This is a genomic window from Afipia sp. GAS231 (assembly GCF_900103365.1).
Lineage (GTDB): Bacteria > Pseudomonadota > Alphaproteobacteria > Rhizobiales > Xanthobacteraceae > Bradyrhizobium.
The window spans coordinates 5,629,116-5,653,850 of the sequence record NZ_LT629703.1; the positions used below are offsets into that span (position 1 = coordinate 5,629,116).

At 62.8% G+C, this 24,735-nt stretch carries 27 protein-coding genes; 13 read left to right on the plus strand and 14 right to left on the minus strand.

Features of this window, described 5'->3' with window-relative positions; translation table 11 throughout:
• Positions 1–133: 133 nt before the first annotated feature.
• From BLS26_RS26665 to BLS26_RS26685, 5 genes are read left to right on the plus strand one after another with little or no spacing between them, the layout of a single operon-like run.
• Entirely contained in the window at positions 134–766 is a 633-nt protein-coding gene (locus BLS26_RS26665) for a DUF1285 domain-containing protein (protein WP_092515531.1), read from the plus strand.
• Positions 763–1,437: a CoA pyrophosphatase gene (locus tag BLS26_RS26670; protein WP_092515532.1), complete on the plus strand. Its 675-nt coding sequence runs from the start codon at positions 763–765 to the stop codon at positions 1,435–1,437. The genes BLS26_RS26665 and BLS26_RS26670 overlap by 4 nt, the downstream gene beginning before the upstream one ends.
• Positions 1,434–1,697, plus strand: coding sequence for a DUF6111 family protein (locus tag BLS26_RS26675; protein ID WP_092515533.1), 264 nt, complete (start codon positions 1,434–1,436; stop codon positions 1,695–1,697). The genes BLS26_RS26670 and BLS26_RS26675 overlap by 4 nt, the downstream gene beginning before the upstream one ends.
• A gap of 12 nt (positions 1,698–1,709) precedes the next feature.
• A complete protein-coding gene (locus BLS26_RS26680; RefSeq protein ID WP_092515534.1) occupies positions 1,710–2,963 on the plus strand; it encodes a CCA tRNA nucleotidyltransferase in 1,254 nt (417 codons plus the stop codon).
• Positions 2,960–3,715 (plus strand): sulfite exporter TauE/SafE family protein, encoded by a 756-nt coding sequence (locus BLS26_RS26685; protein ID WP_092515535.1) that lies wholly within the window; start codon positions 2,960–2,962, stop codon positions 3,713–3,715. The genes BLS26_RS26680 and BLS26_RS26685 overlap by 4 nt, the downstream gene beginning before the upstream one ends.
• Here the strand turns inward: BLS26_RS26685 and BLS26_RS26690 are convergent.
• The 7 genes from BLS26_RS26690 to BLS26_RS26720 all read right to left on the minus strand — a co-directional run bounded on the left by BLS26_RS26690 (position 3,693) and on the right by BLS26_RS26720 (position 8,549).
• Entirely contained in the window at positions 3,693–4,751 is a 1,059-nt protein-coding gene (locus tag BLS26_RS26690; protein WP_092515536.1) for a hypothetical protein, read from the minus strand. The two genes, BLS26_RS26685 and BLS26_RS26690, sit on opposite strands and share 23 nt — an antisense overlap.
• Positions 4,752–4,847: 96 nt before the next feature.
• Complete coding sequence (locus tag BLS26_RS26695) at positions 4,848–5,576, minus strand: HAD family hydrolase (protein ID WP_092518612.1); 729 nt, start codon at positions 5,574–5,576, stop codon at positions 4,848–4,850.
• A 173-nt stretch (positions 5,577–5,749) separates the two neighbouring features.
• Positions 5,750–6,106: a DUF2158 domain-containing protein gene (locus BLS26_RS36000; RefSeq protein ID WP_371360672.1), complete on the minus strand. Its 357-nt coding sequence runs from the start codon at positions 6,104–6,106 to the stop codon at positions 5,750–5,752.
• Positions 6,097–6,987: an oxygen-dependent coproporphyrinogen oxidase gene (hemF, locus tag BLS26_RS26705; RefSeq protein ID WP_092515538.1), complete on the minus strand. Its 891-nt coding sequence runs from the start codon at positions 6,985–6,987 to the stop codon at positions 6,097–6,099. Before hemF ends, BLS26_RS36000 begins: the two co-directional genes overlap by 10 nt.
• A 68-nt stretch (positions 6,988–7,055) precedes the next feature.
• Complete coding sequence (locus BLS26_RS26710; RefSeq protein ID WP_092515539.1) at positions 7,056–7,418, minus strand: 6-carboxytetrahydropterin synthase; 363 nt, start codon at positions 7,416–7,418, stop codon at positions 7,056–7,058.
• A 17-nt stretch (positions 7,419–7,435) separates the two neighbouring features.
• On the minus strand, positions 7,436–8,068 hold the full coding sequence (queE, locus tag BLS26_RS26715; protein WP_092515540.1) for a 7-carboxy-7-deazaguanine synthase: 633 nt from the start codon (positions 8,066–8,068) through the stop codon (positions 7,436–7,438).
• Positions 8,069–8,087: 19 nt separating this feature from the next.
• On the minus strand, positions 8,088–8,549 hold the full coding sequence (locus BLS26_RS26720) for a tRNA (cytidine(34)-2'-O)-methyltransferase (protein WP_092515541.1): 462 nt from the start codon (positions 8,547–8,549) through the stop codon (positions 8,088–8,090).
• Positions 8,550–8,826: 277 nt separating this feature from the next.
• Between BLS26_RS26720 and petA the strand changes: the two genes are divergently transcribed.
• From petA to BLS26_RS26740, 4 genes are all read left to right on the plus strand, one after another.
• Positions 8,827–9,357 carry a ubiquinol-cytochrome c reductase iron-sulfur subunit gene (petA, locus tag BLS26_RS26725; protein ID WP_092515542.1) on the plus strand — a complete coding sequence of 177 codons (531 nt, stop codon included), beginning with the start codon at positions 8,827–8,829 and terminating at the stop codon, positions 9,355–9,357.
• 66 nt (positions 9,358–9,423) lie between these two features.
• Positions 9,424–11,490, plus strand: coding sequence for a cytochrome c1 (locus BLS26_RS26730; protein ID WP_092515543.1), 2,067 nt, complete (start codon positions 9,424–9,426; stop codon positions 11,488–11,490).
• A gap of 153 nt (positions 11,491–11,643) precedes the next feature.
• Entirely contained in the window at positions 11,644–12,318 is a 675-nt protein-coding gene (locus BLS26_RS26735) for a dienelactone hydrolase family protein (protein WP_092518614.1), read from the plus strand.
• On the plus strand, positions 12,315–13,217 hold the full coding sequence (locus BLS26_RS26740; RefSeq protein ID WP_244541695.1) for an NAD-dependent epimerase/dehydratase family protein: 903 nt from the start codon (positions 12,315–12,317) through the stop codon (positions 13,215–13,217). Before BLS26_RS26735 ends, BLS26_RS26740 begins: the two co-directional genes overlap by 4 nt.
• 36 nt (positions 13,218–13,253) lie before the next feature.
• Here the strand turns inward: BLS26_RS26740 and BLS26_RS26745 are convergent, their stop codons facing one another.
• The gene (locus BLS26_RS26745; RefSeq protein WP_092515545.1) at positions 13,254–14,246 is read right to left on the minus strand and encodes a VOC family protein; all 993 of its coding nucleotides are present in this window, start codon (positions 14,244–14,246) and stop codon (positions 13,254–13,256) included.
• A gap of 179 nt (positions 14,247–14,425) precedes the next feature.
• Between BLS26_RS26745 and BLS26_RS26750 the strand changes: the two genes are divergently transcribed.
• The 3 genes from BLS26_RS26750 to BLS26_RS26760 all read left to right on the plus strand — a co-directional run bounded on the left by BLS26_RS26750 (position 14,426) and on the right by BLS26_RS26760 (position 18,215).
• Positions 14,426–15,076, plus strand: coding sequence for a hypothetical protein (locus tag BLS26_RS26750; protein ID WP_244541696.1), 651 nt, complete (start codon positions 14,426–14,428; stop codon positions 15,074–15,076).
• A gap of 319 nt (positions 15,077–15,395) precedes the next feature.
• Complete coding sequence (locus BLS26_RS26755) at positions 15,396–17,558, plus strand: anthranilate synthase component I (protein WP_092515546.1); 2,163 nt, start codon at positions 15,396–15,398, stop codon at positions 17,556–17,558.
• Between the two features lie 117 nt (positions 17,559–17,675).
• On the plus strand, positions 17,676–18,215 hold the full coding sequence (locus BLS26_RS26760; protein ID WP_092515547.1) for an adenine phosphoribosyltransferase: 540 nt from the start codon (positions 17,676–17,678) through the stop codon (positions 18,213–18,215).
• Between the two features lie 145 nt (positions 18,216–18,360).
• On the opposite strand, the gene BLS26_RS26765 is transcribed toward BLS26_RS26760, so the two are convergent.
• The 5 genes from BLS26_RS26765 to BLS26_RS26785 form a co-directional block, all read right to left on the minus strand.
• Positions 18,361–18,693 carry a GIY-YIG nuclease family protein gene (locus BLS26_RS26765; RefSeq protein WP_092515548.1) on the minus strand — a complete coding sequence of 111 codons (333 nt, stop codon included), beginning with the start codon at positions 18,691–18,693 and terminating at the stop codon, positions 18,361–18,363.
• A gap of 100 nt (positions 18,694–18,793) precedes the next feature.
• A complete protein-coding gene (locus BLS26_RS26770; protein WP_172804708.1) occupies positions 18,794–19,462 on the minus strand; it encodes a hypothetical protein in 669 nt (222 codons plus the stop codon).
• A 59-nt stretch (positions 19,463–19,521) separates the two neighbouring features.
• Positions 19,522–20,277, minus strand: a complete 756-nt coding sequence (locus BLS26_RS26775) for a hypothetical protein (protein WP_092515550.1) — start codon at positions 20,275–20,277, stop codon at positions 19,522–19,524.
• Between the two features lie 170 nt (positions 20,278–20,447).
• Positions 20,448–21,653, minus strand: a complete 1,206-nt coding sequence (locus BLS26_RS26780; RefSeq protein WP_092515551.1) for a M48 family metallopeptidase — start codon at positions 21,651–21,653, stop codon at positions 20,448–20,450.
• A 122-nt stretch (positions 21,654–21,775) separates the two neighbouring features.
• Complete coding sequence (locus tag BLS26_RS26785) at positions 21,776–22,336, minus strand: LemA family protein (protein WP_092515552.1); 561 nt, start codon at positions 22,334–22,336, stop codon at positions 21,776–21,778.
• 407 nt (positions 22,337–22,743) lie between these two features.
• On the opposite strand from BLS26_RS26785, the gene BLS26_RS26790 reads away from it, so the two are divergent.
• Positions 22,744–23,409, plus strand: a complete 666-nt coding sequence (locus tag BLS26_RS26790) for a hypothetical protein (RefSeq protein ID WP_092515553.1) — start codon at positions 22,744–22,746, stop codon at positions 23,407–23,409.
• 333 nt (positions 23,410–23,742) lie between these two features.
• Here BLS26_RS26790 and BLS26_RS26795 read toward each other — a convergent pair whose 3' ends face one another.
• Positions 23,743–24,720 (minus strand): small ribosomal subunit Rsm22 family protein, encoded by a 978-nt coding sequence (locus BLS26_RS26795; protein WP_092515554.1) that lies wholly within the window; start codon positions 24,718–24,720, stop codon positions 23,743–23,745.
• Positions 24,721–24,735 lie beyond the last annotated feature (15 nt).

The window sequence follows — 24,735 nt, forward strand, 5'->3', positions numbered from 1 at the left end:
TATTTCGGGGTATGAACGGCATCACGTTGTGGCGACTTGACCCGGAATAATACGGGCGCAAATCGTCCAGGATACATATCGGAAGACTTGCACCAATCGTGCCAGATCGAAGCAGTCAGACTCAGGTCAAACAATGGCGAAGCAAGGGCAAACCGGCGATCAGGGCAACAAGCTTGAAGGCAAGAACCTTGAAGGTCTGACGGTTGCCGCGCGCGAAGCCGTCAACGCCACGGCGGCCGGCAAGGGCCTGCCGCCGGTGCATCTGTGGAATCCGCCGTTCTGCGGCGACCTCGACATGCGAATAGCCTCCGACGGAACGTGGTTCTACATGGGCACGCCGATCGGACGGCCGGCGCTGGTGCGGCTGTTTTCGACCATCCTGAAGCGCGAGGACGGCAAGCACTTTCTCGTGACCCCGGTCGAGAAGGTCGGCATCCGCGTCGACGACGCGCCGTTCATGGCGGTCGAGATGCTGAACGAGACCGGCGACCGCGGCCGGCTCTTGCGCTTTCGCACCAATGTCGACGACTGGGTGGCTTGCGACTCCGGCCATCGGCTGCGATTCAAGATGGCTGATGATGGCGGGCTGACGCCCTATCTGCACGTCCGCGCCGACCTCTGGGCCAAGGTCACCCGCGCGCTCTATTACGATCTGGTTGACATGGGGGAAGAGCGGGTGGTCGATGGCGAACCGATGTTCGGGGTCGAATCCGGCGGAGAGTTCTTTGCGATGGCGGATGCGAAGCAGGTGAGGGACGCGCTTTGAACGAGCCGATACGAGGCAAGCTGGAGGCGGCTCCGGTCAGTTCGGCGGAGTTTTTCGCGCGCAGCCAGGCGCGGCTGAATTTCGACGTGCCGCCCGGCCTGGTCGATCCCAACATCATTCCGAGGACCGGCGACAGCGGCAACGACCGCATGCTGGAGATCGTCGCGCAGGAGCAACCGGTGCGGCCGGCGGCGGTGCTGATCCCGGTGATCGATCATCCGGAGCCGACCGTGCTGCTGACGCAGCGCTCGCCGCATCTGTCGAGCCATGCCGGCCAGATTTCCTTTCCCGGCGGCAAGATCGACGCCACTGACGCTTCCCCGATGGATGCCGCCCTGCGCGAAGCCATGGAGGAAGTCGGCCTGGAGCGCGAGTTCATCGAGCCGATCGGCTATCTCGATCTCTACGGTACGGCGTTCGGCTTTCGCATTCTGCCGACGGTGGCGCGCGTCAGACCCGGCTTCACGCTGAAGATCAGCGAAGCCGAGGTGGTCGATGCGTTCGAGGTGCCGCTGGCGTTCCTGATGAATCCGGAAAACCACCAGATCCACAACAAGGAATTCCGCGGCATGGAGCGTTCCTACTACGCGATGCCGTATGCCGAGCGTTACATCTGGGGCGCGACCGCGGGCATCCTGCGCGTGCTGTATGAGCGGATTTATCTCTCATGATCCGTCCGGTATTGACCGAAGTCGGAATTTTCCTGATCCCGTTCGCGGTCTATGCCCTGTTCCTGATTGCCACCCGGTCCGGCGTGATGGCGCCATCGTCCTGGCCAATGCATCTGATCGCCAAATTGGTGCTGGGATCGCTGCTGCTGGTCGTGGTCAGCTTCGTGCTGCTGGCGCATTTCTCCGGCGCGTCGCCGAATTCGACCTATATTCCCGCCCATATCGAGAACGGCAAGTTCGTGCCCGGGACCGAGAAATGAGCGAGGTGGCGCGTGCTCATTGATGCGCCCTGGCTCAAATCCGGTGCGGCTGCTCGCGTGCTCGCACTGCTCAACGGCGACGGCGAGGAAGCCCGCGTGGTCGGCGGCGCGGTGCGCAACGCGCTTTTGAAAATTCCGCCCGGCGACATCGACATCGCGACCACAGCACTGCCCGACGAAGTGGTGCGCCGGGCCAAAGCGGCCGGCATCAAATGCGTGCCGACTGGCATCGACCACGGCACCGTGACCCTGGTCGTCGATGCACATCCGTTCGAGGTGACGACGTTACGCGAGGATACCGAGACCTATGGCCGCAAGGCCAAGGTCGCGTTCGGCCGCGACTGGGTCCGCGACGCCGAGCGGCGCGACTTCACCATCAACGGGCTTTCGGTCGATGCCGACGGCCTCGTACACGACCATGTCGGCGGCCTCGCCGATATCGAAGCGCGGCGGGTGCGATTTATCGGCGATGCCGCGCAGCGGATCGCCGAGGATTATCTGCGCATCCTCCGGTTCTTCCGCATGCATGCCGCCTATGGCGCCGGCCACCCCGATCGCACCGGCTATCTCGCCTGCATCGCCGGGCGCGCGGGCCTTTCGAGCCTTTCCGCCGAACGCGTGCGCATGGAGATGCTCAAGCTATTGGTCGCCGATGGCGCCAAGGGGGCAGTGACCGCGATGGCGGATGCCGGCTTGCTGCTGACGATTGTCGGTGGCGTCACCTATAACGGGCCGTTCGCGGCGATGATATCGGCGGAGCGGGCGCTGGGGCTGGCGCCGGATCCGGTGCGCCGGCTGGCCGCGCTCGCCGTTGCCGTGACCGAGGATGCCAAGCGCGTTGCCGCGCGGCTGCGGCTGTCAAACGCAGAAAACAAGATGCTGGATTCGATGGGGCATCGCTGGTGGCGGCTGGCCGGCATGGACGAGTTGAGGGCGCGGCAGCGGCTCTACCGGCTCGGCGAGGAACAATACCGCGATCGCCTGATGCTGGCCTGGGCGCGTTCGGGCGAAAGCCAAGATACTGATTATGGCGCTGCCTATTGGCGCGAATTCGCAACGCTGCCGCAGCGCTGGACCGCGCCGAAATTTCCGCTGCGCGCGGCCGATTTCATTTCCCGCGGCATTGCCGAGGGCCCGGCGCTCGGCCACGTACTGACGCTCGCGGAAGACGCCTGGCTGGCGGCGGATTTTCCGCTTGCCCCAGCAGCACTTGCCGCTATTGCTGACCAGACCGTCACACGTTTCAATCGCGATCACCGTTTGTGAATGTTCTTTCCGGCTTCGCCGACATTTCCGTGGCTCAGTTGTTGTTGGTCGCCGGCATGGCGTTGCTGGCCTCGCTTGTCGGCGGCCTTGCCGGCTACGGCACCGGCGCGTTGATGCCGCTGGTGCTGGTGCCGATGATCGGCGCCGGGCCGGTGGTGCCGATCATCGCGATATCAGCCATCATCACGAATATCAGTCGTCTCACGGCCTATTTCCGTTATGCCGACCGCCGCCGCGCGCTGATCGTGATTGCGGCCGCCACGCTGACGACGGCGCTCGGGGCCTATGGCTATACCCGGCTCAGCAATGCCGGCGCGGCGCTGGTGATCGGCACCATGCTGATATTGAGCGTGCCGCTGCGCCGGCTTGCCAAGCGCCGCGATGTCAGGATCGGCGACGCCGGGCTTGCGGCCAGCGCCGTCGGTTACGGCGTGGTCGTCGGCGGGACCTCGGGGTCCGGCGTGATCCTGCTGTCGCTGCTGATGGCGTCGGGGCTCGAGGGCGCGGCGGTGATCGCTACCGACGCCGCGATCTCGGTCGTGACCAGCGTGATCAAGATTTCGGTGTTCGGTCTCGCCGGCGTCGTCACCGCACAGGTGCTGGCCTTTGCGCTTCTGATCGGCGCCATCGCAATCCCGGGCGCGTTCCTTGCCAGGGCCTTTGTCGAACGCATGCCGGTGCACATTCACACTGCGATCCTCGATGTCGCCGTGATCACCGGCGGCCTGGTCATGATCTTTTCCGCGTTATGACCGGCGTGCAGGAGTCGTCCCACCACGTCGTCAAGGACGAAATGATTGGAAGACGGCACAGCACACCCACCGGCCGATAGTTCAACCGGATGGCCTCCATCCGGAATGTCGCCAGACCCATGAAGGCTTCGAGCCGCCGGGCCTGATTGTCGATCGCTGTCCGGAGCTGTTCGCGTTCGGTGCGCACCACCTCCTTGGTCGGCGCGCGACCTTCCGGGTGCGCGGCCCATGAACGAACGCGCGCAAGCCGCTCATGCAATGTCTCGAAACAGTATTGGAGCGTCAGGGCCTGGTGCTTGGCGCTGAACCAGTCGATCGTGACGCCTTCCGGCGGATCATTGACGCCCCTTTGCCGTGGGCAGAGGTTGACGACCGTACTGTTCCTGGCGCGGTCCAATCGCTCGGACCTGCTGAGCAGGCAGGCGGGCGTCGTGTCGTCGCGAACGGCTTGGGCGGTCGCGGCGTCGGCCGGTACGAATTGCGGCAGATCGTCGTTGCAGTCGAAATCATAGGCCTTCAGCACAGGCCGGGTGAGCGGATCGCCGCTCGGCTGGTTCGACTGGTTCGAGTCACGTTTGAAGTCGCTGGCCCAGTCGATATAGATTTCGGCGTCGCGCGCGATCAAATCGCCGGATTCCAGCAATGCGATCGCACTTGCCTCATAAGTCGGGACGATACTCTGGGCATGTTTGGCGGCGCCGGCCCGCTTGTTGGCTTGAGCGGATTCGTCGAACGCATCCGAAAAATCCAGAAACAGAATCTGCTGAAGTTTCTGCGCTTCGGAAAATCTCTTCGACACGTCCGTGAACGTGTCGGTGGCCCCTTTCATGTCTTCCCTGGCCTGGGCGCTGACCTTCTCCTGATATTCGCCGTAGTACTGAAAATAGCCGACGGCGATGCTGCTCAGCACGGTGAAGATCGAAAGCCCCTTGACGAGCTCAACTCCATGATTGAGTTCGCGGAACCATCCCAGCACGCCTGTGCGGCGAGCGGCGTTTTCCTCGGGCTGCGGCTTGACTGTGGCGTCGTTCGGCATTGGCGAACTCCCCGGCCGTGGACCAGAGCATACCACCACAATCCAGGATTGTGAGCCGGCTGGCTATGAAATGGTTCACAGTCCGCCGGAGTTCGATCAATGATCCGCCGGCATCAGCTCCGTCAGCGAGCGGATGATGCGGTCGGGCTTGATGGCGGATTCGGCCGGCAGGCCGTCGCCGTGCACGTCGATCCAGATCGCATAGATGCCAAGGCGCTGCGGCGCCTCGACTTCCCATTCCAGATTGTCGCCTATCATCCAGGTCTCTTGCGCGGTGACGCCGAGCGCCTGCATGGCGTGCAGATAGGCGCGCTCTTCCGGCTTGCCGAAGCCGTGCTCGCCTTCGATCTGGATGTGGTCGAAGCGGTGAGTCAGTTCGAAGCGTTCGACCTTGGCGCGCTGGGTCTCGGCGGCGCCGTTGGTCACCAGCGCCAGTTTGACCCCGTGCGCCTTCAGCGCGTCGATGGCGTCATGCGCGCCGGGGAATACGTACATCGCTTCCTCGCGATAGGTGGTGAAGCGGTTGGCGAGACGCCCTGCCAGATCAGCCGGCAAGGCATGGCCATCGGCGGCGAGCGCGGCAAATCCGTCCCTGACGACGATGCGCCGCGCTTCGTCCAGTTTGAGCCGCCATTCGGGCCCGGCCGCGCCCCAGAATTTGCGTGCGGAAGTAAGCACGGCCGAAGCCACCTGGTGTGGCGAGAACGGCCCGTACTCGTCGGCGAACTCGGCGGCGATCTGGTTCCAGGCGATTTCGGGGCGGCCATAGGCCGACAGGATGGTGTCATCCATGTCGATCAGCATCGCGCGGGGCAGGTCTGTCATGGTCTCCAAGCCGCTTTGTATTCAAGCCGTTCGTCTACAAGCCATTTTGGCCGGACGCATGGACGGGAAACTGCGGCCGGGTTCCCGCGCATATCAAATCTGCCGCGCCGGGTCCAATCCCGGCGTACGACGTCGCCGGGGAACCATGATGGCCCGGCGACGTCAGATGTTCCTTACTTCTTCTTTTTCTTGGGCTCGTCCTCGTCTTCTTCCTCGTCGTCTTCGTCTTCATCTTCCTCGTCTTCGTGCTCTTCTTCGTCGTCTTCCTCGTCTTCGGAGGGTTCGGCTTCCGCGAGTTCAAGCACGACAAGGGGCAGCGTCTCGCGGAACAAATCGCCTTCGTTGCCCATCCACACGCACGCGGCGGTGGTTTCGGTCACCTCGACCACGCTCAGCGGATGGCCGCCGGATTTCAGAATGACGACATCGCCTGGTTTCACTTCCATGACCTGCTCCTGGAATTTTTCTGGGGATTTTGCATAACGCGAATCCCACTCTAGCGGTCTGTCATGACAGCCGATCAAGGCCATTTTACTTCCGGGGGCATCGATGACAGAATCGAGTCGACATTGCCGCCGGTCTTCAGCCCGAACATGGTGCCGCGGTCGTAGAGCAGGTTGAATTCGACATAGCGGCCGCGGCGGATCAGTTGTTCCTCGCGGTCATCGGCGGTCCACGGCGTCGCGAAATTGCGCCGCACCAGTTCGGGATAGATGTTCAGGAAGGCGCGGCCGACGTCCTGCGTAAAGGCGAAGTCGGCCTCCCAATCGCCGGAATCATGATGATCGTAGAAGATGCCGCCGATGCCGCGGGCTTCCTTGCGATGCGGCAGATAGAAATATTCATCGCACCACTTCTTGTACTTGTCGTAATCGGCAACGCCGTTCGGCCCGGTGCAGGCTTGCTTCATCGCCTGATGAAAGGCCGTCGTGTCCGGGTCCTGTTGGCTGCGCCGGCGGTCGAGCACCGGCGTCAGGTCGGAACCGCCGCCGAACCAGGCCCTGGTGGTGACGACGAAACGGGTGTTCATGTGCACCGTCGGCACATGCGGGTTGCGCAGATGCGCGATCAGCGAAATGCCCGAGGCCCAGAACCTCGGATCGTCAGCCGCACCCGGAATCTGCGCGCGGAACTCCGGCGAGAATTCTCCGTGCACGGTCGAGCAATGCACGCCGACCTTCTCGAACAGCCGGCCGTGCATCATCGACATCACGCCGCCGCCGCCCCCGGGCTTGCCGGCATGGTCGGTGCGATCCCATGGCGTGCGGACGAAACGCCCGGCCTGGCCGTGGTAAAGCGAGGCCGGGGCCTCGTCCTCCAGCCGTTCGAAGGCGGCGCAGATGTCGTTGCGCAGCGCCTCGAACCAGGCTCTCGCCCGCGCCTTGCGACCCTCGATGACGGACAGATCCATTCGCTTATCCCTGATTATTTTTGCGCGTTTTCTTGACGCGAACCGGCTCCCACTTCGCTTGAAAACGCTTACTGCGGCCCGAAATACGTGCAGCTCTCGTTGCAACTGTCGCGGTGGACACTGACGCGGGTGATGTTGCCGGCGTGCTGAAGCCGTTCCCAGATGAACCGCGAAATATTTTCCAGCGTCGGGGCGCCGAGCGCTTCGATCTTGTTCAGGAACTTGTGGTCGAGGGTCTTGCGGATCTCTTCCATGCTGCGTTCGAGCAAACCGAGATCGAGCACCATGCCGGTGGCGGGATCGGGCGTGCCGCGCACGCTGACTTCGGCGCGAAACGAATGGCCGTGGATTTCCTCGCTGTCCGCGCCGAAGGTGGTTCCCTGCAGCGAATGCGCGGCTTCAAAGCGAAACGATTTCGTCAATTCCCACATCGTGAAAGTCCAAAATCCTATCTGATACCGAGTGTCTTGTGCGTCTGCAGGCTGAGCCGCCACTGCGGATGGCGCAGGCAATAGTCCACCGTGCGTGCGGTGTTTTCGATTGCATCCGGCCCGTCCATCGGCTGCAGCGAGAACCGCTCGAAGGCAAGGTCGGCGAAATCCTCCGGCCGGGCACCGGCCTGCGGATAGACCAGTTTCAATTCATGTCCGCGGCGCACGACGAGGCCGGCGCCGGCTTTCGGGCTGACGCAGACCCAATCCATCCCGTCGGGCGGCTCGATGGTGCCGTTGGTCTCGATGCCGATCGCAAAACCCCGCGCATGCAGCGCGTCGATGAAGGCCGCATCGACCTGCAGCAGCGGTTCGCCCCCGGTCAGCACGACGTAGCGGTTGGTGTTCTCGCCGGTCCATTGCGAAGCGATGGTGTCGGCGAGTTGGTCGGCCGAGGCGTATCGGCCGCCCAGCGTGCCGTCGGTGCCGACGAAGTCGGTATCGCAGAACTGGCAGGTGGCGGTGGCGCGATCCTGTTCGCGGCCGCTCCAGAGGTTGCAGCCGGAAAACCGGCAAAACACCGCAGCCCGGCCGGCATGCGCGCCTTCGCCCTGCAGGGTGAGGAAAATCTCTTTGACCGCGTAACTCACCGTCTCTCCTTGGACCGCACTATCGCTGGATCGCGGAACCGGTCTGCCGCATCGCCTCGCCCAATGCCATGGCAGCCGCCATGGCCACATTGAGCGAGCGCAAACCCGGCTTGATCGGGATCACCAGCCGCGCATCGGCAACGGCGGCGACCTCGTCGGGAACGCCTGCGGATTCCCGCCCGAACAGCAGGATATCGTCCCGGCCGTAGCGGTAATCCAGATAGGAACCCGCCGCCTTGGTCGTAAACAGCACCAGCCGCAAGCCCGTCTCGTTACGCCATTGCTCGAATTTTGACCATGAGTCATGGCGGGTGATGGACACCTGGTCGAGATAGTCCATTCCCGCCCGGCGGAAATGCCGGTCCGACACCGGAAACCCCGCCGGCTCAATGATATGAGCGGCTACGTCCAGGCAGGCGCACAAGCGCAGAATCGTTCCGGTGTTCTGGGGGATATCGGGCTGGAATAACGCGAGGTGCATGATGTGGCGGCTTGTGAAGTCCGGATGAAATGTCTCGAATAAATCACGTCCGGCGCGGATTTAGTGCATTGCACCGTCGTCAGCCGATAGCGGGCTTGCGCTCGCCCGGCAAGGGTGCCAATAGAACGATTCTGGACTGCCTGTTCCGCCTATCTGGCAGGGATAAAGCGGTCGTTCTGCCGCCGCGGGGGCCGCGGGCGCCGGCAGCCTCTTCCGGGCGCATTTTTGCGTCTGCGGGGCGGTTCCGCTGGCTGCAGATGAGAAAGGGCTTGGAATCGTGACGACAGCGTCTTCGGCGGACCATCCGACACGCCGTGATTTCCTTTTTGTTGCAACGGGAGCCGTCGCCGCAATCGGCGCAGCCGCCACCGTGTGGCCGCTGGTTTCCCAGATGAACCCGGACGCCTCGACCATTGCGGCCGGCGCGCCGATCGAGGTCGACCTGGCCCCGATTGCTGAAGGACAGGACATCAAGGTGTTCTGGCGCGGCAAGCCGATCTACATCAGCCACCGTACCAAGAAGCAGATCGACGAGGCGCGCGCCGTGCCGGTCGCGAGCCTGCCCGATCCGGCCACGGATCAATCGCGGGTCAAGGACGGCCACGACCAGTGGCTGGTCGTCATCGGCATCTGCACCCATCTCGGCTGCATCCCGATCGCCCATGAGGGCAATTACGACGGCTTCTTCTGCCCCTGCCACGGTTCGCAGTACGACTCCTCGGGCCGTATTCGCCAGGGGCCGGCGCCGGCCAACCTCCCGGTACCGCCTTACGCATTCGTTTCCGACACCAAAATCCAGATCGGCTAAGGGCTCGGACAACCGTCCGAGACCCCTTAATCCGTCGCGTCGTCTTACTTCCTCAGGATCGCATCAATGAGCGGACCATCCGATTTTCAGCCGACCAATCCCGCCTTGAAGTGGATCGAACGGCGCCTCCCGATTATGGGACTCATGCATTCCTCGTTCGTGGCGTATCCGACGCCGCGTAACCTGAACTACTGGTGGACCTTCGGCGCCATCCTTTCGATGATGCTGGGTGTGCAGATCCTGACCGGCGTGATCCTGGCGATGCACTACACGCCGCATGCCGATCTCGCCTTCAAGTCGGTCGAACTGCTGGTCCGCGACGTCAATTACGGCTGGCTGCTGCGCAACATCCACGCCTCCGGCGCTTCGATGTTCTTCCTCGCCGTCTACGTCCACATGTTCCGCGGCCTGTATTACGGGTCGTACAAGGAGCCGCGTGAAGTGCTCTGGATCCTCGGCGTCATCATCTACCTGCTGATGATGGCGACCGGCTTCATGGGTTACGTGCTGCCGTGGGGCCAGATGAGCTTCTGGGGCGCCACCGTCATCACCAACCTGTTCTCGGCCGTGCCGTATTTCGGCGAGAGCATCGTGACGCTGCTGTGGGGCGGCTATTCGGTCGGCAACCCGACGCTGAACCGCTTCTTCTCGCTGCACTACCTGCTGCCGTTCGTGATCGCCGGCGTGGTCGTGCTGCACATCTGGGCGCTGCACGTCGCGGGCCAGAACAATCCGGCCGGCGTCGAGGCGAAGACCGAAAAGGACACCGTGCCTTTCACGCCCTACGCCACCATCAAGGATGCGTTCGGCGTTTCCTGCTTCATGCTGTTCTTCGCCTGGTTCATTTTCTACATGCCGAACTATCTCGGCGACGCCGACAACTACATTCCGGCGAACCCCGGCGTGACGCCCGCGCACATCGTGCCGGAATGGTATTACCTGCCGTTCTACGCGATCCTGCGCTCGATCCCGAACAAGCTCGCCGGCGTCGCCTGCATGTTCGGCGCGATCGTCGTGCTGGCGTTCCTGCCCTGGCTCGACAACGCCAAGACCCGTTCGTCGAAATATCGCCCGCTGGCCAAGCAGTTCTTCTGGATCTTCGTCGTCGTCTGCGTCCTGCTCGGCTATCTCGGCGCGCAGCCGCCGGAAGGCATCTATGTGATAGCCGGCCGTATCCTGACTTTCTGCTACTTCGCTTATTTCCTGATCCTGCTGCCGCTCTTGAGCCGGATCGAGAAGCCCCGTCCGGTGCCGAATTCGATCGCCGCAGACGTGCTGTCGAAGTCGGTCGGCAAGGTCGCGGCATCGATCGCGATTGCGCTCGTCGTCGCCGGCAGTGTGTTCGCCGGCAGCGTGCAGAACGCCCGCGCCGAAGAGAATTCGGACTCGCCGCCCTCCCAGAAGTGGTCGTTCGCAGGTCCCTTGGGCAAGTTCGATCGCGGCTCGCTGCAGCGTGGCCTGAAGGTCTACAAGGAAGTCTGCTCGGCCTGCCACGCTTTGTCCTACATCGCGTTCCGCAACGTCGCCGATCCCGGTGGCCCCGGTTATTCGGTGGCGCAGGCGTCGGCGCTGGCGGCCGAGTACAAGGTCAAGGACGGCCCGAACGATCAGGGCGAGATGTTCGAGCGGCCGGGCCGGTCCGCCGACTATTTCCCGTCGCCGTTCCCGAACGAGCAGGCGGCCCGCGCGGCCAATGGCGGCGCCTATCCGCCAGACCTGTCGCTGATCACCAAGGCGCGTTCCTACAAGCGCGGCTTTCCGACCTTCATCTTCGACTTCTTCACCCAATACCAGGAACAGGGCCCGGACTACGTCGACGCGATCCTGCAGGGCTTTGAAGACAAGCCGCCGGCCGGCGTGGCCATCCCCGAGGGCTCCTACTACAACAAGTATTTCCCGGGCCACGCCATCAAGATGCCGAAGCCGCTCAGCGACGGCCAGGTGACCTTTGACGATGGTTCGCCGGCGACCGTTGCGCAATACGCCAAGGACGTCACCACGTTCCTGATGTGGGCCGCGGAACCGCACATGGAAGCGCGCAAGCAAATGGGCCTGCAGGTGTTCGTGTTCCTGATCCTGCTCAGCGTCTTGCTGTACTTCACCAAGAAGAAGGTCTGGGCCAACGCCCACTGAGACCGCCTTCGACAGCGAATTCGTAAAAAGCCCCTGCGGGGGCTTTTTTGTTGTCTTGAAATGTTCGCGAGGCAGGCGAAGCACTGATTGCTTCGCGGCTGTAGTGCGGACAAAATGCCCGCCAATCAGCCAGAAAACATCCCGGAGGAAATCATGGGTACCAGCATCAGCTTCAAGCGCCCGGACGGCAAGGACGCCAACGGCTACCTCGCCAATGCCGCGCGCGGCAATGCGCCGGGCGTGGTCGTGATCCAGGAATGGTGGGGGCTGTCGGACCAGATCAAGGGCCTGTGCGACCGCTTCGCGGTGGCGGGCTTCGACGCGCTGGCGCCCGATCTCTACAAGGGCAAGGTGGTGCCGTATCACGACACCGACGCCGCGGGCAAAGAGATGAACTCGCTGGATTTCATGGACGCCACCACGCAGACCGTGCGCGGCGCCGCGCAATATCTGTCAAAGAACGGCGCCAAAGTCGGCCTGACCGGTTTCTGCCTCGGCGGTGCCGTGACCATCATCGGCGCCGTCAAGGTGCCCGAACTCACCGCCGGCGTCGTGTTCTACGGCATTCCGCCGGAGCAGGCGGCCAAGCCCGCCGACGTCAAAATTCCACTGCAGGCCCATTTCGCCAACAAGGACGACTGGTGCACGCCCGCGCTGATCGACGGTTTCGAGAAGGCGATGAAAGCCGCCGGAAAATCGCTCGAGCTGTTTCGCTATGACGCCGAACACGCCTTTGTCAACGAGCAGCGGCAATCGGTGCATGACCGGAAGGCCGCCGAACTCGCCTGGGGCAGGGCGACGGAGTTCTTCAAAAAGCACCTCGGATGAGAATGAAAGTCTTCTGTACAGGGGCGTCCGGCTATATCGGCGGATCGGTGGCAGCCCATCTGGTTGCCGCCGGGCATCAGGTCACCGGCCTCGTCCGCTCGCAGGAAAAGGCCGATGCGGTTCGCGCCCGGGGCATTCAGCCTTTGCTGGGAACGCTTGATGACGCCGAATGTCTGATGCAAGCGGCACGCGCCGCCGACATCGTCGTCAATGCGGCGAGCGCCGATCAAAAGGGCGCGGTCACGGCCCTGCTTGACGCGCTGGGGGGAAGCGGCAAGCCGTTCGTCCACACCTCTGGATCAAGCATCATCGGCACGCGGTCCAAGGGCCAGCGCTCCGATGCGGTGTTCGATGAAGACACGCCGTTCACGCCATCGCCCACCCGCGCGGCCCGGGTCGCGCTGAACGAACTCATCCTTTCCTATCGCGACAAGGGTTGTCGTCCCGTCATCGTTTGCCCGAGCCTGATCTACGGCCTCGGCCTTGGCGTCGAGCAGCACTCGACGCAGGTGCCGCTGTTGATTGACCTGGCGAAAAAAAGAGGTTGTGCCGCACATGCCGGGCCGGGCGAGAACATCTGGTCGAACGTGCATATCGACGATCTGGTGACGCTCTATGCGCTCGCCATCGAGAAGGCGCCGGCGGGCGCGTTCTTCTTTGCCGAGAACGGCGAAAATTCGATGCGCGAGGTGTGCGAGGCCATCAACCGCAGGCTGGGTCTTGCAGGACCACCGACGGCGATGTCGATGCAAGAGGCGGCCGCCGAATGGGGCGAGGGCACGGCCGAGGATACGATGGCTTCCAACAGCAGGGTGCGCGCGGTCCGGGCGCGGCAACTCGGCTGGAAGCCGAAAGCGCGGAGCCTGATCGAGGAGATCGAGCAGGGGTGTTACCGGTAGCGGCAGCCGACCCGATATCTTATCGGTCGGACGCAGCTATTGCTTGACCCCGTCCCACCACGCGCAGGTCCCCGACATCAGCTTGTAATTGCCTTCCATCACCTGCACCGGGGCGCGCAGCCCGCTGGCCGCGGCATGCATCCGCATCTCGCGCGCGACTGCGCGGTCTTTCTCCGGCAGCCAGACCCGCTCGTGCCCCCACATGCTCGGGCCGTCGAACATTTCGACTGGCTGCCATGTCGCGGGATCGATCTCGCGGCCGCCCCAGCCGCATTCGATCATGAACGAGGACGGCGTCTTGGCGTAGAACGAGGTCATAAAATCGTTGGTGTGGCGGCCGAGCGTGACGCCGATGCGATTCTCTTGCGTCAGCGCGATATCGTAAGCCTGTCCGACATCGTCGAGCGAATACAGTTCGACCATCAGGTGGTGCATGCCGCTGGTGCCGGTCTCGATCAGCGCCAGGCTGTGGTGACGCGCGTTGACGTGGAAGAAATAGGCGCGGAACGGCTTTTCGATATAGTCGGAAAGCCCGAAGCCGAGCACGTCGACGTAGAACGCCTTCATCGGATCGATGTTCTCGACCGTCAACACGGCGTGGCCGAGCCCGAGCGGGCCGGTGCGGAAACCCGAGATCGAACGTCCCGGGCTGAACGGCGTCTCGTCGATTTCGGGGCCGTAAAACGCTTCGAGCCGGTTGCCGGCGGGATCGCGGAACGAAATCAGGCTGCGCACGCGCCGCGCATCGGCCAGCGTCTGCGGTTCGGCGATAACACGGACGCCGGCCTGCTCCAGCCGGGCCGCGAGCGCGTTCAGAGCGGCAGCGTCCGCCACCTCCCAGCCGAAAAAGCGCGTGCCTTCGCCCATGGCGCGGTCGATGACGATGCGTTGTTTGCGGTCGTCCATCCGGAACGCCAGCAGCGAATTGCCGCGCTCGACCGCCTGCAAGCCCACGAGGCCGGTGCCGAATTGCCGCCAGTCGTCGAGGGCATCAGATCCGAACCCCGCATATCCCAATCCCTGCAACATGCTGCGTCTCCTTCCGGTCCGGTTCAAAGGTGCCGTTTCCTGGCACTTTAACCCGAATTTTCGGCGATGCGAGCTTTCTCGTTGCCGACCGCCTGTGCCTCGGATTGGAAGTGGGCGCGTTGACGTACCGAATACGCGTTGCTTAAGTGGTCTCGCCTTGGGGTTGCCGGATCAAAACCTTGCTTGTCAGATTTGCCGGAGTTTCATCCGTTGTCCGCGCCGTCCCTTTCGTTCTCCGGGCAGGTGCCTTGTGCTGCACCGTTGCGCTGATCACGGCTCATCCGTCCTTGGCACAGGCTCCGTTGGCACAGGCTCCCTTCGTAACCATCGAGGGTAATCTCGAGAGTACTGCCTGGTGGGTCCTTGCCGATTTCCATCCGTTTACGACGGAGGTCCGCGGCATTCCCGTCAACCAGATCCGCAGGAACTGGTGCAAGGCGACCGAATTCCGCAAGGACCTCATTCCAAAAGAGCTGCTCGTCGTGAACGGCACGGATCAGATGGAAGAAGCCAAGCTGTCTTTCGCATTGCAGGGCCATTTCGACGGTTCGGCGACAACGCAGGTCGCATTGGTCGGGGTTTATCAGGAATGCTCGGGCCAAAAGGGCAGGTTCGTCCTGATTATCGACCAACCGGCCAACGCCAACGGGAAAGCGAAAATCCGGTTCGTCAGCGCCTTGCCGACCGGCCATCAATTCGGAGTGCTGTCGCAGGGCGAAGACAACGCGATCGCCGCTTGGGGCTGCATGGAATGTGACGACCGCTCGGTCCTGAAATGGGATCGGAAGAAGCGCAAATTTGATTGGCTGCGTGAGCCCGATGATGAATAAGCGGCAAGTCCGAGGCACTGGAACGCCCCCTGCGTGCCGGACAGGTCCGATCTCGGCCGGCGAGGCTCAAATCTGAACCCGTGCCTTATCGGCAGGCAGCCGGCGCGGCCGGGCCATCCCTTGACATCGTCCCCGGCGGATGGTGATAAAACCGCCATGAACACCGTTATCAGCCCATCCCGTCTTTGGTGGCGCACCTCTTAAAGAGGTGGCCGGTGCGATTTCATTTTCTCAAATCGTCGAAGGTCGCCATCGCAGTGCGACGGTCCTTCGTTTGTCCTGTGTGGCGCTCCCTCCCCAAGTTTCGTAAGAGGATCACATGAACAGGACAGCTTTCTCCCTGCCGGAGCACAGCGAATACCGGACCCGCGGCGGCCTCGTGGTGTCGCGGGCGGTCGAGCAGTTCACCGGCAATGCCAAGCGCCTCGACGACCTGATCGACCTGCTCGATCGCCGCCCCGGCGTGGTGCTGTCCTCGGGCACCACGGTGCCGGGCCGCTATGAGAGTTTCGACTTCGGCTTTGCCGATCCGCCGCTGGTGCTGGAAACCACGAGCTCCAACTTCACGCTGACCGCGCTCAACGCGCGTGGCGAAGTGCTGATCGCCTTTCTCGCCGACGCGCTGCGCGAGCCCTGCGTCGTCATCTCGGACAAGAGCGCAACCCGCCTGGCCGGACATATCGTCCGCGGCGCGGCGCCTGTCGACGAAGACCAGCGCACCCGCCGCGCCAGCGTGATGTCGCTGGTGCGGGATATCGTTGCTTCCCTGTCGGCCAATGACGATCCGATGCTCGGCCTGTACGGGGCGTTTGCCTATGACCTGGTGTTCCAGATCGAGGACCTCGTGCAGAAGCGTGCGCGTGAGGCCGACCAGCGCGATATCGTACTGTATGTGCCGGATCGTATCCTGGCCTACGACCGTGCCACCGGCCGCGGTGTGATGCTGAGCTATGATTTCGCCTGGAACGGCAAGTCGACCGCGGGCCTGCCGCGCGACACTGCCGAGAGCAGCTACGCCAAATCGCCGCGGCAGGGATTTGCCGATCACGCGCCCGGCGAATATCAGGCGACCGTCGAAGTCGCCCGCGCCGCGTTCGCGCGTGGCGACCTGTTCGAAGCGGTGCCGGGACAGTTGTTTGCCGAGCCCTGCGAGCGCTCACCGGCGGAAGTATTCCAGCGGCTGTGCCGGATCAACCCGTCACCCTATGGCGCGCTGATGAATCTCGGCGACGGCGAGTTTCTGGTGTCGGCCTCGCCGGAAATGTTCGTGCGTTCCGACGGCCGCCGGGTCGAGACCTGCCCGATCTCGGGCACGATCGCGCGCGGTGCGGATGCGATCGGCGATGCCGAGCAGATCCGGCAGTTACTGAATTCGGAAAAAGACGAATTCGAACTCAACATGTGCACCGACGTCGATCGCAACGACAAGGCGCGGGTCTGCGTGCCCGGGACGATCAAAGTTCTCGCGCGACGGCAGATCGAGACCTATTCGAAACTGTTTCACACCGTCGACCATGTCGAAGGCATTCTGCGGCCCGGCTTCGACTCGCTCGATGCGTTCCTGACCCATGCGTGGGCGGTGACGGTGACCGGCGCGCCGAAACTGTGGGCGATGCAGTTCGTCGAGGACAATGAGCGCTCGTCGCGGCGCTGGTATGCCGGCGCCATCGGCGCGGTGAATTTCGACGGCAGCATCAATACCGGGCTCACCATCCGCACCATCCGGATGAAGGACGGCCTCGCTGAAGTGCGCGTCGGCGCCACCTGTTTGTTTGATTCCGATCCCGCCGCCGAAGACCGCGAATGCCAGGTCAAGGCGGCGGCGCTGTTCCAGGCGCTGCGCGGCGATCCGCCAAAGCCGCTGTCGGACGTTGCGCCGGACGCGACCGGTTCAGGCAAGAAGGTGCTCCTGATCGATCACGACGACAGCTTCGTGCACATGCTGGCGGATTATTTCCGACAAGTGGGCGCCGACGTCACCGTGGTCCGGCATGTGCATGCGCAGGACATGCTGAAGAAGAAATGGGATCTGCTGGTGCTGTCGCCCGGCCCGGGAAGGCCTGAGGATTTCGGGATTTCGAAAACCATTGGCACCGCGCTCGACAACAAGCTGCCGATTTTCGGCGTCTGCCTCGGCGTGCAGGCGATCGGCGAATATTTTGGCGGCCAACTCGGTCAGCTCGGCCAGCCCGCGCACGGACGGCCGTCGCGAATCCAGGTGCGGGGCGGACGCTTGATGCAGAACCTGCCCAACGAAATCGTCATCGGCCGCTATCATTCGCTCTTCGTCGAGCGCGACAGCGTGCCTGACGTGCTCGAGGTCACCGCGACCACCGAGGACGGCGTCGCGATGGCGATCGAACACAAATCATTGCCGGTCGGCGGCGTGCAGTTTCACCCGGAGTCGCTGATGTCGCTCGGGGGCGAGGTCGGCCTGCGCATTGTCGAGAACGCGTTCCGGCTCGGCGTGGGGACTAATTGATTGCGTATTTTCAAACTCGTCATTCCGGGATGGTGCACAAGCACCAGACCCGGAATCTCGAGATTCCGGGTTCGATGCTTCGCATCGCCCCGGAATGACATCTGAGAGAAACAGCGAATGACATTCGATCACGACCTGAAGGCCACCGTTCGCACCATTCCGGATTACCCCAAACCCGGCATCCTGTTTCGCGACATCACCACGCTATTGGCGGACGCGCGCGCGTTCCGCCGCGCGGTCGACGAACTGGTGCATCCCTGGGCCGGCAACAAGATCGACAAGGTCGCCGGCGTCGAGGCGAGGGGTTTCATTCTCGGCGGCGCCGTGGCGCACCAGGTCTCGGCCGGCTTCGTGCCGATCCGCAAGAAAGGCAAGCTGCCGCACACCACGGTGCGGATCGCTTACTCGCTGGAATATGGCCTCGATGAAATGGAGATGCATGCCGATGCCGTGCACCCCGGCGAGCGCGTCATTCTCGTCGACGATCTCATCGCCACCGGCGGCACGGCGGAAGGCGCGGTCAAACTGTTGCGCCAGATCGGCGCCAACGTGGTCGCAGCCTGCTTCATCATCGACCTGCCGGATCTCGGCGGCGCCGCCAAGCTGCGCGCGATGGACGTGCCGGTGCGCACGCTGATGACGTTCGAGGGGCATTGAGTTTCCCGGGTAGCGGCGTTCCCCGGATGCTGCGCAGCGCGCCGCATCGCGGCGTGGTGCGCTGCTGGTCCGGGGTCCATGCGGCATGATGGGTCCCGGCTCTGCGGAGCAGCGCTCCGCGCTGCACCGCGTCCGGGACACGCAATCAGATCGTCTTCGCGCCTAGCTCTGTCCGCCAATGCAGTACGCGCTCTTTCAGCAGCGCGTCGCGGACGTAAGCGATCTCTTCATGTTCCAGCCGTTCGCATTCTGCGAATGTCAGGCTGTCGGGCCCGTGCGCGGTCCACGCCGCCTGCAGGCTGCGGCAGGTATGGCTGCCCTGGCGCAGCGAGAACCAGATCCGGTTCTGGATCTTCTCCAGGTTGGGCGACTGGCCGACCCATGTCTCTGACGTCGCCGTGCAGCGGACGACAAAAATCCCCGCGATGGTCTTTCGCTCCTTGTAGGCGGCGATCGCGGCCTTTCTGTCTGACGTCACGGGGTGGCCTCGCGGGAGTTTTCAGGGTCGGGCGAGGCGATAACAGGCCGGGCAGGCTCCGTCAATATTACCCGGGTAATATTTAGGCTACCAGCGGGACTTACGATCCCTGCAGCAGCAGGCTGAGCTCGAGGTCCCGGAAGCTTGAGTAATTCCGGCGGATCCATTGATGCAGCTCGGTCGACGAATCCCTTTCGTTGCGCAGGTAGCCGGTGAACGAGAAGGTCAGGCGATCGACATAAGTCTTCAGGAAGGTCGGCAGCGCCGAAATCCGCAATACCCGTCCGCCCTCCATTGCCGCCGGCAGTTCGCCGCGCACCACATGCTCGTTGTCGATGGCGATGAGGGCATTCGGCGGGATCTGCTGCTGCAGCATCGGAAAGGCCCGCGCGGAGACGCGGTCGGTGTCGGCCACGAACAGGATGACCGGCGCGACATGGCGGCGCGCGGCTTCCTTGAGGAACCCGATTTCGCCGGTCATCTTGAAAAACTCGTCGAAGGCGTGGAAGCCGAGGTCGATCACCTTGGCGATACCGTCATCGACGATCAGGCGGTCCATCAGCTGCATCTTGCCGTAGGTGTCGATGACATCCGCGGTTTCGGTCGTGCGCGGCAGATAGTCGAGCAGCGACGGCTCCTTCAGATTGATATCGAAGGAGTTCACCGTGCCGTTTTTCAACAGCAGGAACTCGCTGAGCAGCCGCGCGACCAGCGTCTTGCCGACCAGCGGGCGGGGCGAGCAGATGATGTAAACGGGCGTGACGGGCATCACGCGCTATATCAGAGGATTTTTTCGCCTAATCCAGCCCCATCCTGCCCGGGACGCGACTATTTTTCGCCGCCGCGCGTGATCGGTTTGCCGGAGCCGACGAGGTCGGTCAGCTTGATGCGGTCGAACTCGCTCCAGACGTTGGCGAGCCAGTGCCGCACATAGCCGCGCAGCACGAAGGAATAGTTCGCGGCCTCGTCGTCCTTGCCCTTGTTGGCGACGAATTTGAGGAACGGCACCGAGGAGACCTCGACCTGCTCATAGGCCATTTCGTTGAGCTTGGGGATTGTCAGCTCGGTGGCATCCTTGATGCGGTGGAAATAGGAATTGTAGGTCGCCTGGTCCCACTGGAAGAACTGGGTGTCGTTGATGAAGTTCTTCACCAGGAAATATTTGGCGCCGACCATGAAGTTCGCGGTCTCGGCGATTTCGTCGAGCGAGGCGATCGAGGGGCCCAATATGTGGAACACGGCAAAGGTGATCTGGCCGGATTTGGCGGCATCGAGAAAGCCGATGTCGCGCAGCGAGGCCAGCGCCGGCGACAACAGTCCGGCGCGGACGTCGATCACGGTGACCGAGGGGCTGGCGGCATTCAGCGTATCGAAGATCTTCATCTGGTCCGAGGTCGTCGTCATGTCGACGATCTCGGTGATGTCAGGATGGAAGCGCATCAGCGTGCCGCGCGGCGACTCGGTGTCGAACGCCCGCGTCGGCACGTTGTTGGCACTGAAATAATCCAGAAGGGTCCGCGATACCGTGGTCTTGCCGACCCCGCCCTTGTCCGCGCCCACCACAATCACGACTGGCTTTGCCATGGAATTCCCTTGAACAGCGCCCCCGACCGCGGGAGCGATCGGCAGGTCCCCAACCCCTGCTTTGGGCGCGAACATGGCAGAAACAAGGGAGAATTCAATTCCTTAGACCGCCGCCTCTGTTATTCCTCCCAGATTCCTTGCCGCGGCTCGTAGAGCGACGCGAATAGGGCTTAGCCGTGCCGGCCCCAAGGACCTGATGGAGGCAGCGGCGGAGGATTTCCCGGCGTACCGCCGGCGGGTTCGCTGGCGTTGCTCCAGGGGCCGCGGGGCAGCGGCGGCGGGATCTGTTCCGAAGCCGGTTGATCGGTCTGATCTGCCTGATCGTCGGGCTCGCCGGCCGCATCCGAAGGCAGGGCCAGCGGACCCGGATCGTGGCCGCCCGCGAACTGGACCAGCGCCTTGATCCGCGAATCCACCGACGGATGGGTCGCGAACAGATCGGCAAAACCTTCGCGCGGGTTGTCGACGCAGAGTTCCATGACGGCGGAGATCGCACCGGGAAGCTCGCCGCGATTTTCGATCTTGCGCAGCGCCGAGATCATGGCGTCGGGATCCTTGGTGAGTTCGACCGAGCCGGCGTCGGCGAGGAACTCGCGCGACCGCGACAGCGCCAGCTTGACGACCTGCGACAACAGCCAGGCCACCACGATCAGGGCGATCGCGATGATGACGACGATGACGGCGCCACCGCCGCCGGAGCCCTTGCTGTCGCTGTCCGAGGAGGACGACGACCTCGACGATGACGACGAGGATCCCCAGCCGCCGCTCCAGCTCAGATTGGTGAACATCCGGAAGAACAGTTCGCCGAAGAAGCCGACCACGCCGGCGATGATGACCGCGACCACCATCAGCTGCACGTCGCCGTTGCGGATATGGGTCAGCTCGTGGCCCAGCACGGCCTCGATTTCATGGTCGTTGAGCGCGTTGAGAAGTCCCGTGGTGACGGTCACGGCATATTGCCGCCGGTTGAGGCCGGTCGCGAACGCGTTCAGCGCCGGGCTGTCCATCACCTTCAGCTTCGGCATCGGAATGCCGCGCGAGATGCAGAGATTTTCGAGAAGGTTATACAGCCGAGGCTGCTGCTGCCGCGTCACGTCCTCGCCGCCGGTGACGGCATCGATCATGTTCTGGTGAAAGAAATAGGCGATCACGATCCACAACGCCGCGGCGATGGTCGCATAGGGCGCAGCGGTGATCAGGTCGCGAAACGCGACCCTCAGATAGTAGCTGGCCGAGGCGTCGCTGTTGATCACGACCTCCGCGATCAATGCGCCGGCATAGACCAGCACATAGATCAGCAGGAACAGGCCGGCGAGCAGCAGCATCGAACGAAACTTGTTCGATGCGATGTGCGTGTAGAGACCATACGCGGCCATGATGGGCTTTCGCTAGGCGCAGTCATTCCGGGGCACGCCAACGGCGTGAACCCGGAATCTCGAGATTCCGGGTTCGTCGCTTTGCGACGCCCCGGAATGACTGAAGTGGCGGAGCCTCATGCTTAGAACTTCACCGTCGGCGTCGCCTCGACTTCGGTGCGGCTGGTGCCGAGGTCGAAGAAGTCCTTGCGGGTGAAGCCGAACATGCCGGCAAACAGCGCGGCCGGCATCTGCTGGATGCCGGTGTTGTATTCCTGAACCGCGTTATTGAAGAAGCGGCGGCTGGCCGCGATCTTGTTTTCGAGGTCGGACAATTCGCTGGCGAGCTGCTGGAAATTGGCGTTGGCCTTGAGGTCCGGATAGGCCTCCGACAGCGCGATCAGCCTGCCGAGTGCGCCAGAGAGCTGGTTCTCGGCGGCGCCGACCTGGGCCGGTCCCTGCGCCGACATCGCCGAGTTGCGCGCCTTGATGACGTCGTCGAGCGTGCCGCGCTCGTGGGCCGCGTAGCCCTTCACGGTTTCGACCAGGTTCGGGATCAGGTCGTGGCGCTGCTTGAGCTGCACGTCGATGTCGGCAAAGGCCTGACCGACGCGCTGGCCGAGCGCGACCAGCCGGTTATAGGCGCCGAAGGCGAACAACACGATAATGACGACGACGCCGAGAACGATCCATCCGGTCGACATGGCAAACAACTCCTGTGGGACTGACAATCCGGGGAAACTAGACGAAAAACCGGGCGCGCGGCACCCCGCCGCGACTTGGGGCACCCCGTTAGTCGAATCTAGGGCGGGATAAGTTCAAGCGGGGCCTCATTCTTCGAGACGCCTCCTTCGCTGGCTCGTCAGGACGAGGGGCACACTCTAACTTATGGTGGTGGTGCCGGCCGATAGGCGGCTCGAGGCGGAGGCGAAAGTGCAGAAAAATAACGTACAATCTTAGCGAGTTTTATGAAAGTAAATGTTAGCTTGGATCTGCTGCTTTAGCATTCCGACAATAAAAGAATCGGAGTTGAGACTGCAGCCAATTTTGAAGTTAGGCCTACTCTCATGTTGATTGCCTCACAGGTTGTTTGATCAAGGCTGGTACGACGATGGCGTTTCTCAAAGTGCTGGCTGCAATTTTAATCCTGTGCGTGGCCGGGGCCATCGGGCTTTATGCCGCCTATCCCTGGTTTTATCCAACCTTTCTATGCCGCTATCGGTTAACCGCGAACGTCGCTATTGGAGAACGGCAATATAGCGGGTCCAGCGTGATCGAAGTAAAAGTGGAAACGCAGCCAAGGCTGCTAGATAGTCCACGATGGAATTTTGGTATCAATGGTGATGCTACCTTCGTTGACCTCGGTGGAGGACGTAATCTTGTCGCGCTCCTGAATCCGGGGCCAAGCAAGGGCACGGATGTTGTTACTCTTCTGTTTAGAGCCTTCAACGTACCTTTCAGTGCAGACAACGCCGCAGAAGTTGCAAAACTTAGTGGGGAGCGACGCCTCGACCCTGCTAATTGGCCGGCCTTCGTCATTTTCCAGGATGTCAATGAAGCACGATCGATTAAAGCCATTGATCCCCCTCTATTGCCGGATATCTATGGTTCTGGCGCGCGCATTGAGAGTGTGACCGTCTCGATAACCTCGGATCCGATATCGCGCGGTTTGGAAGAGAAGCTGCCGTGGTTGGCGTCGGCTTTCAGCATTCAGGAGATGGTTCAGCTTGCCAAGATTCACATCGCAAGAAGTCAATTTATAGGGAGTAACCGATGACGGTCAGCAACGAGTTGTTTTTTGGATTCTTACGATCGAACATCCGACGTAGCTAATCGTGGGATTGACGTCGGAACTGTCGGTATTGGCAACGCAACACCGACGTATAATTCTGATGAGGTGATTGTTAGCGACGACGTCGCATCAGCTGGGTTTTGCGCAGGCTTACAACTGGAATGACCAGACGGTCATCTCATTCGAGGGCACAAATGAAACTACTGACGTCTGGAATGGTAGGCGTACGGGGCCGGCATCCACTCGACCGCCCAAGCGCGGGATGCCGCCTCCCTCATGGTGAGGAGGCGCCCTCGCGCCGTCTCGAACCATGAGCCGCTACCGTTCGTCCGTCACCGCATCGCCCCATCGCCAGCGCCGGGCTCGGGCATAATCGACCTTGGCGCGGCGCGGTACGCGCGTCCACGCGAGACCGTCAGGGGTGCACAACTTTGCCGATATTTCGACCTTGCTGATTTCGGGTTGCGCCAGCACCCGAGAGGGCCGCTTCGTCATCGGCGTGCGCGTCAGCGCGACATAGGCGAATTTTTCGTCTTCGAACGGCAACTCGGCGCCCTTGACCTGCTTGTGCGCGCGCGAGCGCTGCAGGCGCTGGGTGAAATGGCACCAGTCCGGCGCGGCAAGCGGGCACTTGCCATCGTGCGGGCAGGGCGCGGCGACATGCGCGCCCAGCGCGATGAGGCGCTCACGCAGCGCGATGATGCGCGCATAGCCCGCAGGCGTGCCGGGTTCGACCACCAGCAGCGTATCGCCGGTCTTTTGCCACATCAGCTCGGCGAGCGCTTTCTGCTCGGCAGCCCCGATTTCGCCGATCACGTAACTGGCGATGACGAGGTCAGCCGCGCCGGCTTTGGCCAAAGCAGATCTGGCTTCGCCACGTTCGTAGCCGACATCACGCAGGCGAAAACTGTCGCTGAACAGGCTGAGCGCCAGCGTGCGAAGGGCGTCGTTGGCGTCGAGCAACGCAAAGCCTTGCAGCGACGGGAAGGCTTCTGCCGCCGCCCAGGTGGCCGTACCAGGACCTGCGCCGACATCGAGCAGGCTTTTTGGGATGAAGTCCGGCCGGATCTCGCAAAGCGCGTTCAGGCTCGCCGTGACCGCGGCGTAGGTGGCGGGCATCCGCGCCAGCGCATAGGCGAGCGCATCGGTCTCGGTGCGGATCGCGCCGGAGCCACCGCCGTCGCGGTAGGTTTTCGAGATCGAAGCGGCGCGGGTTGCCGCGTCGTTGCGCGAAAAGCCCCGCAGCCGGCCGTCGAGGGCGGCTTTCAGTTCGGCGGGAAGGTCGGGTGAGGTCATTGATCGTCGTCATCC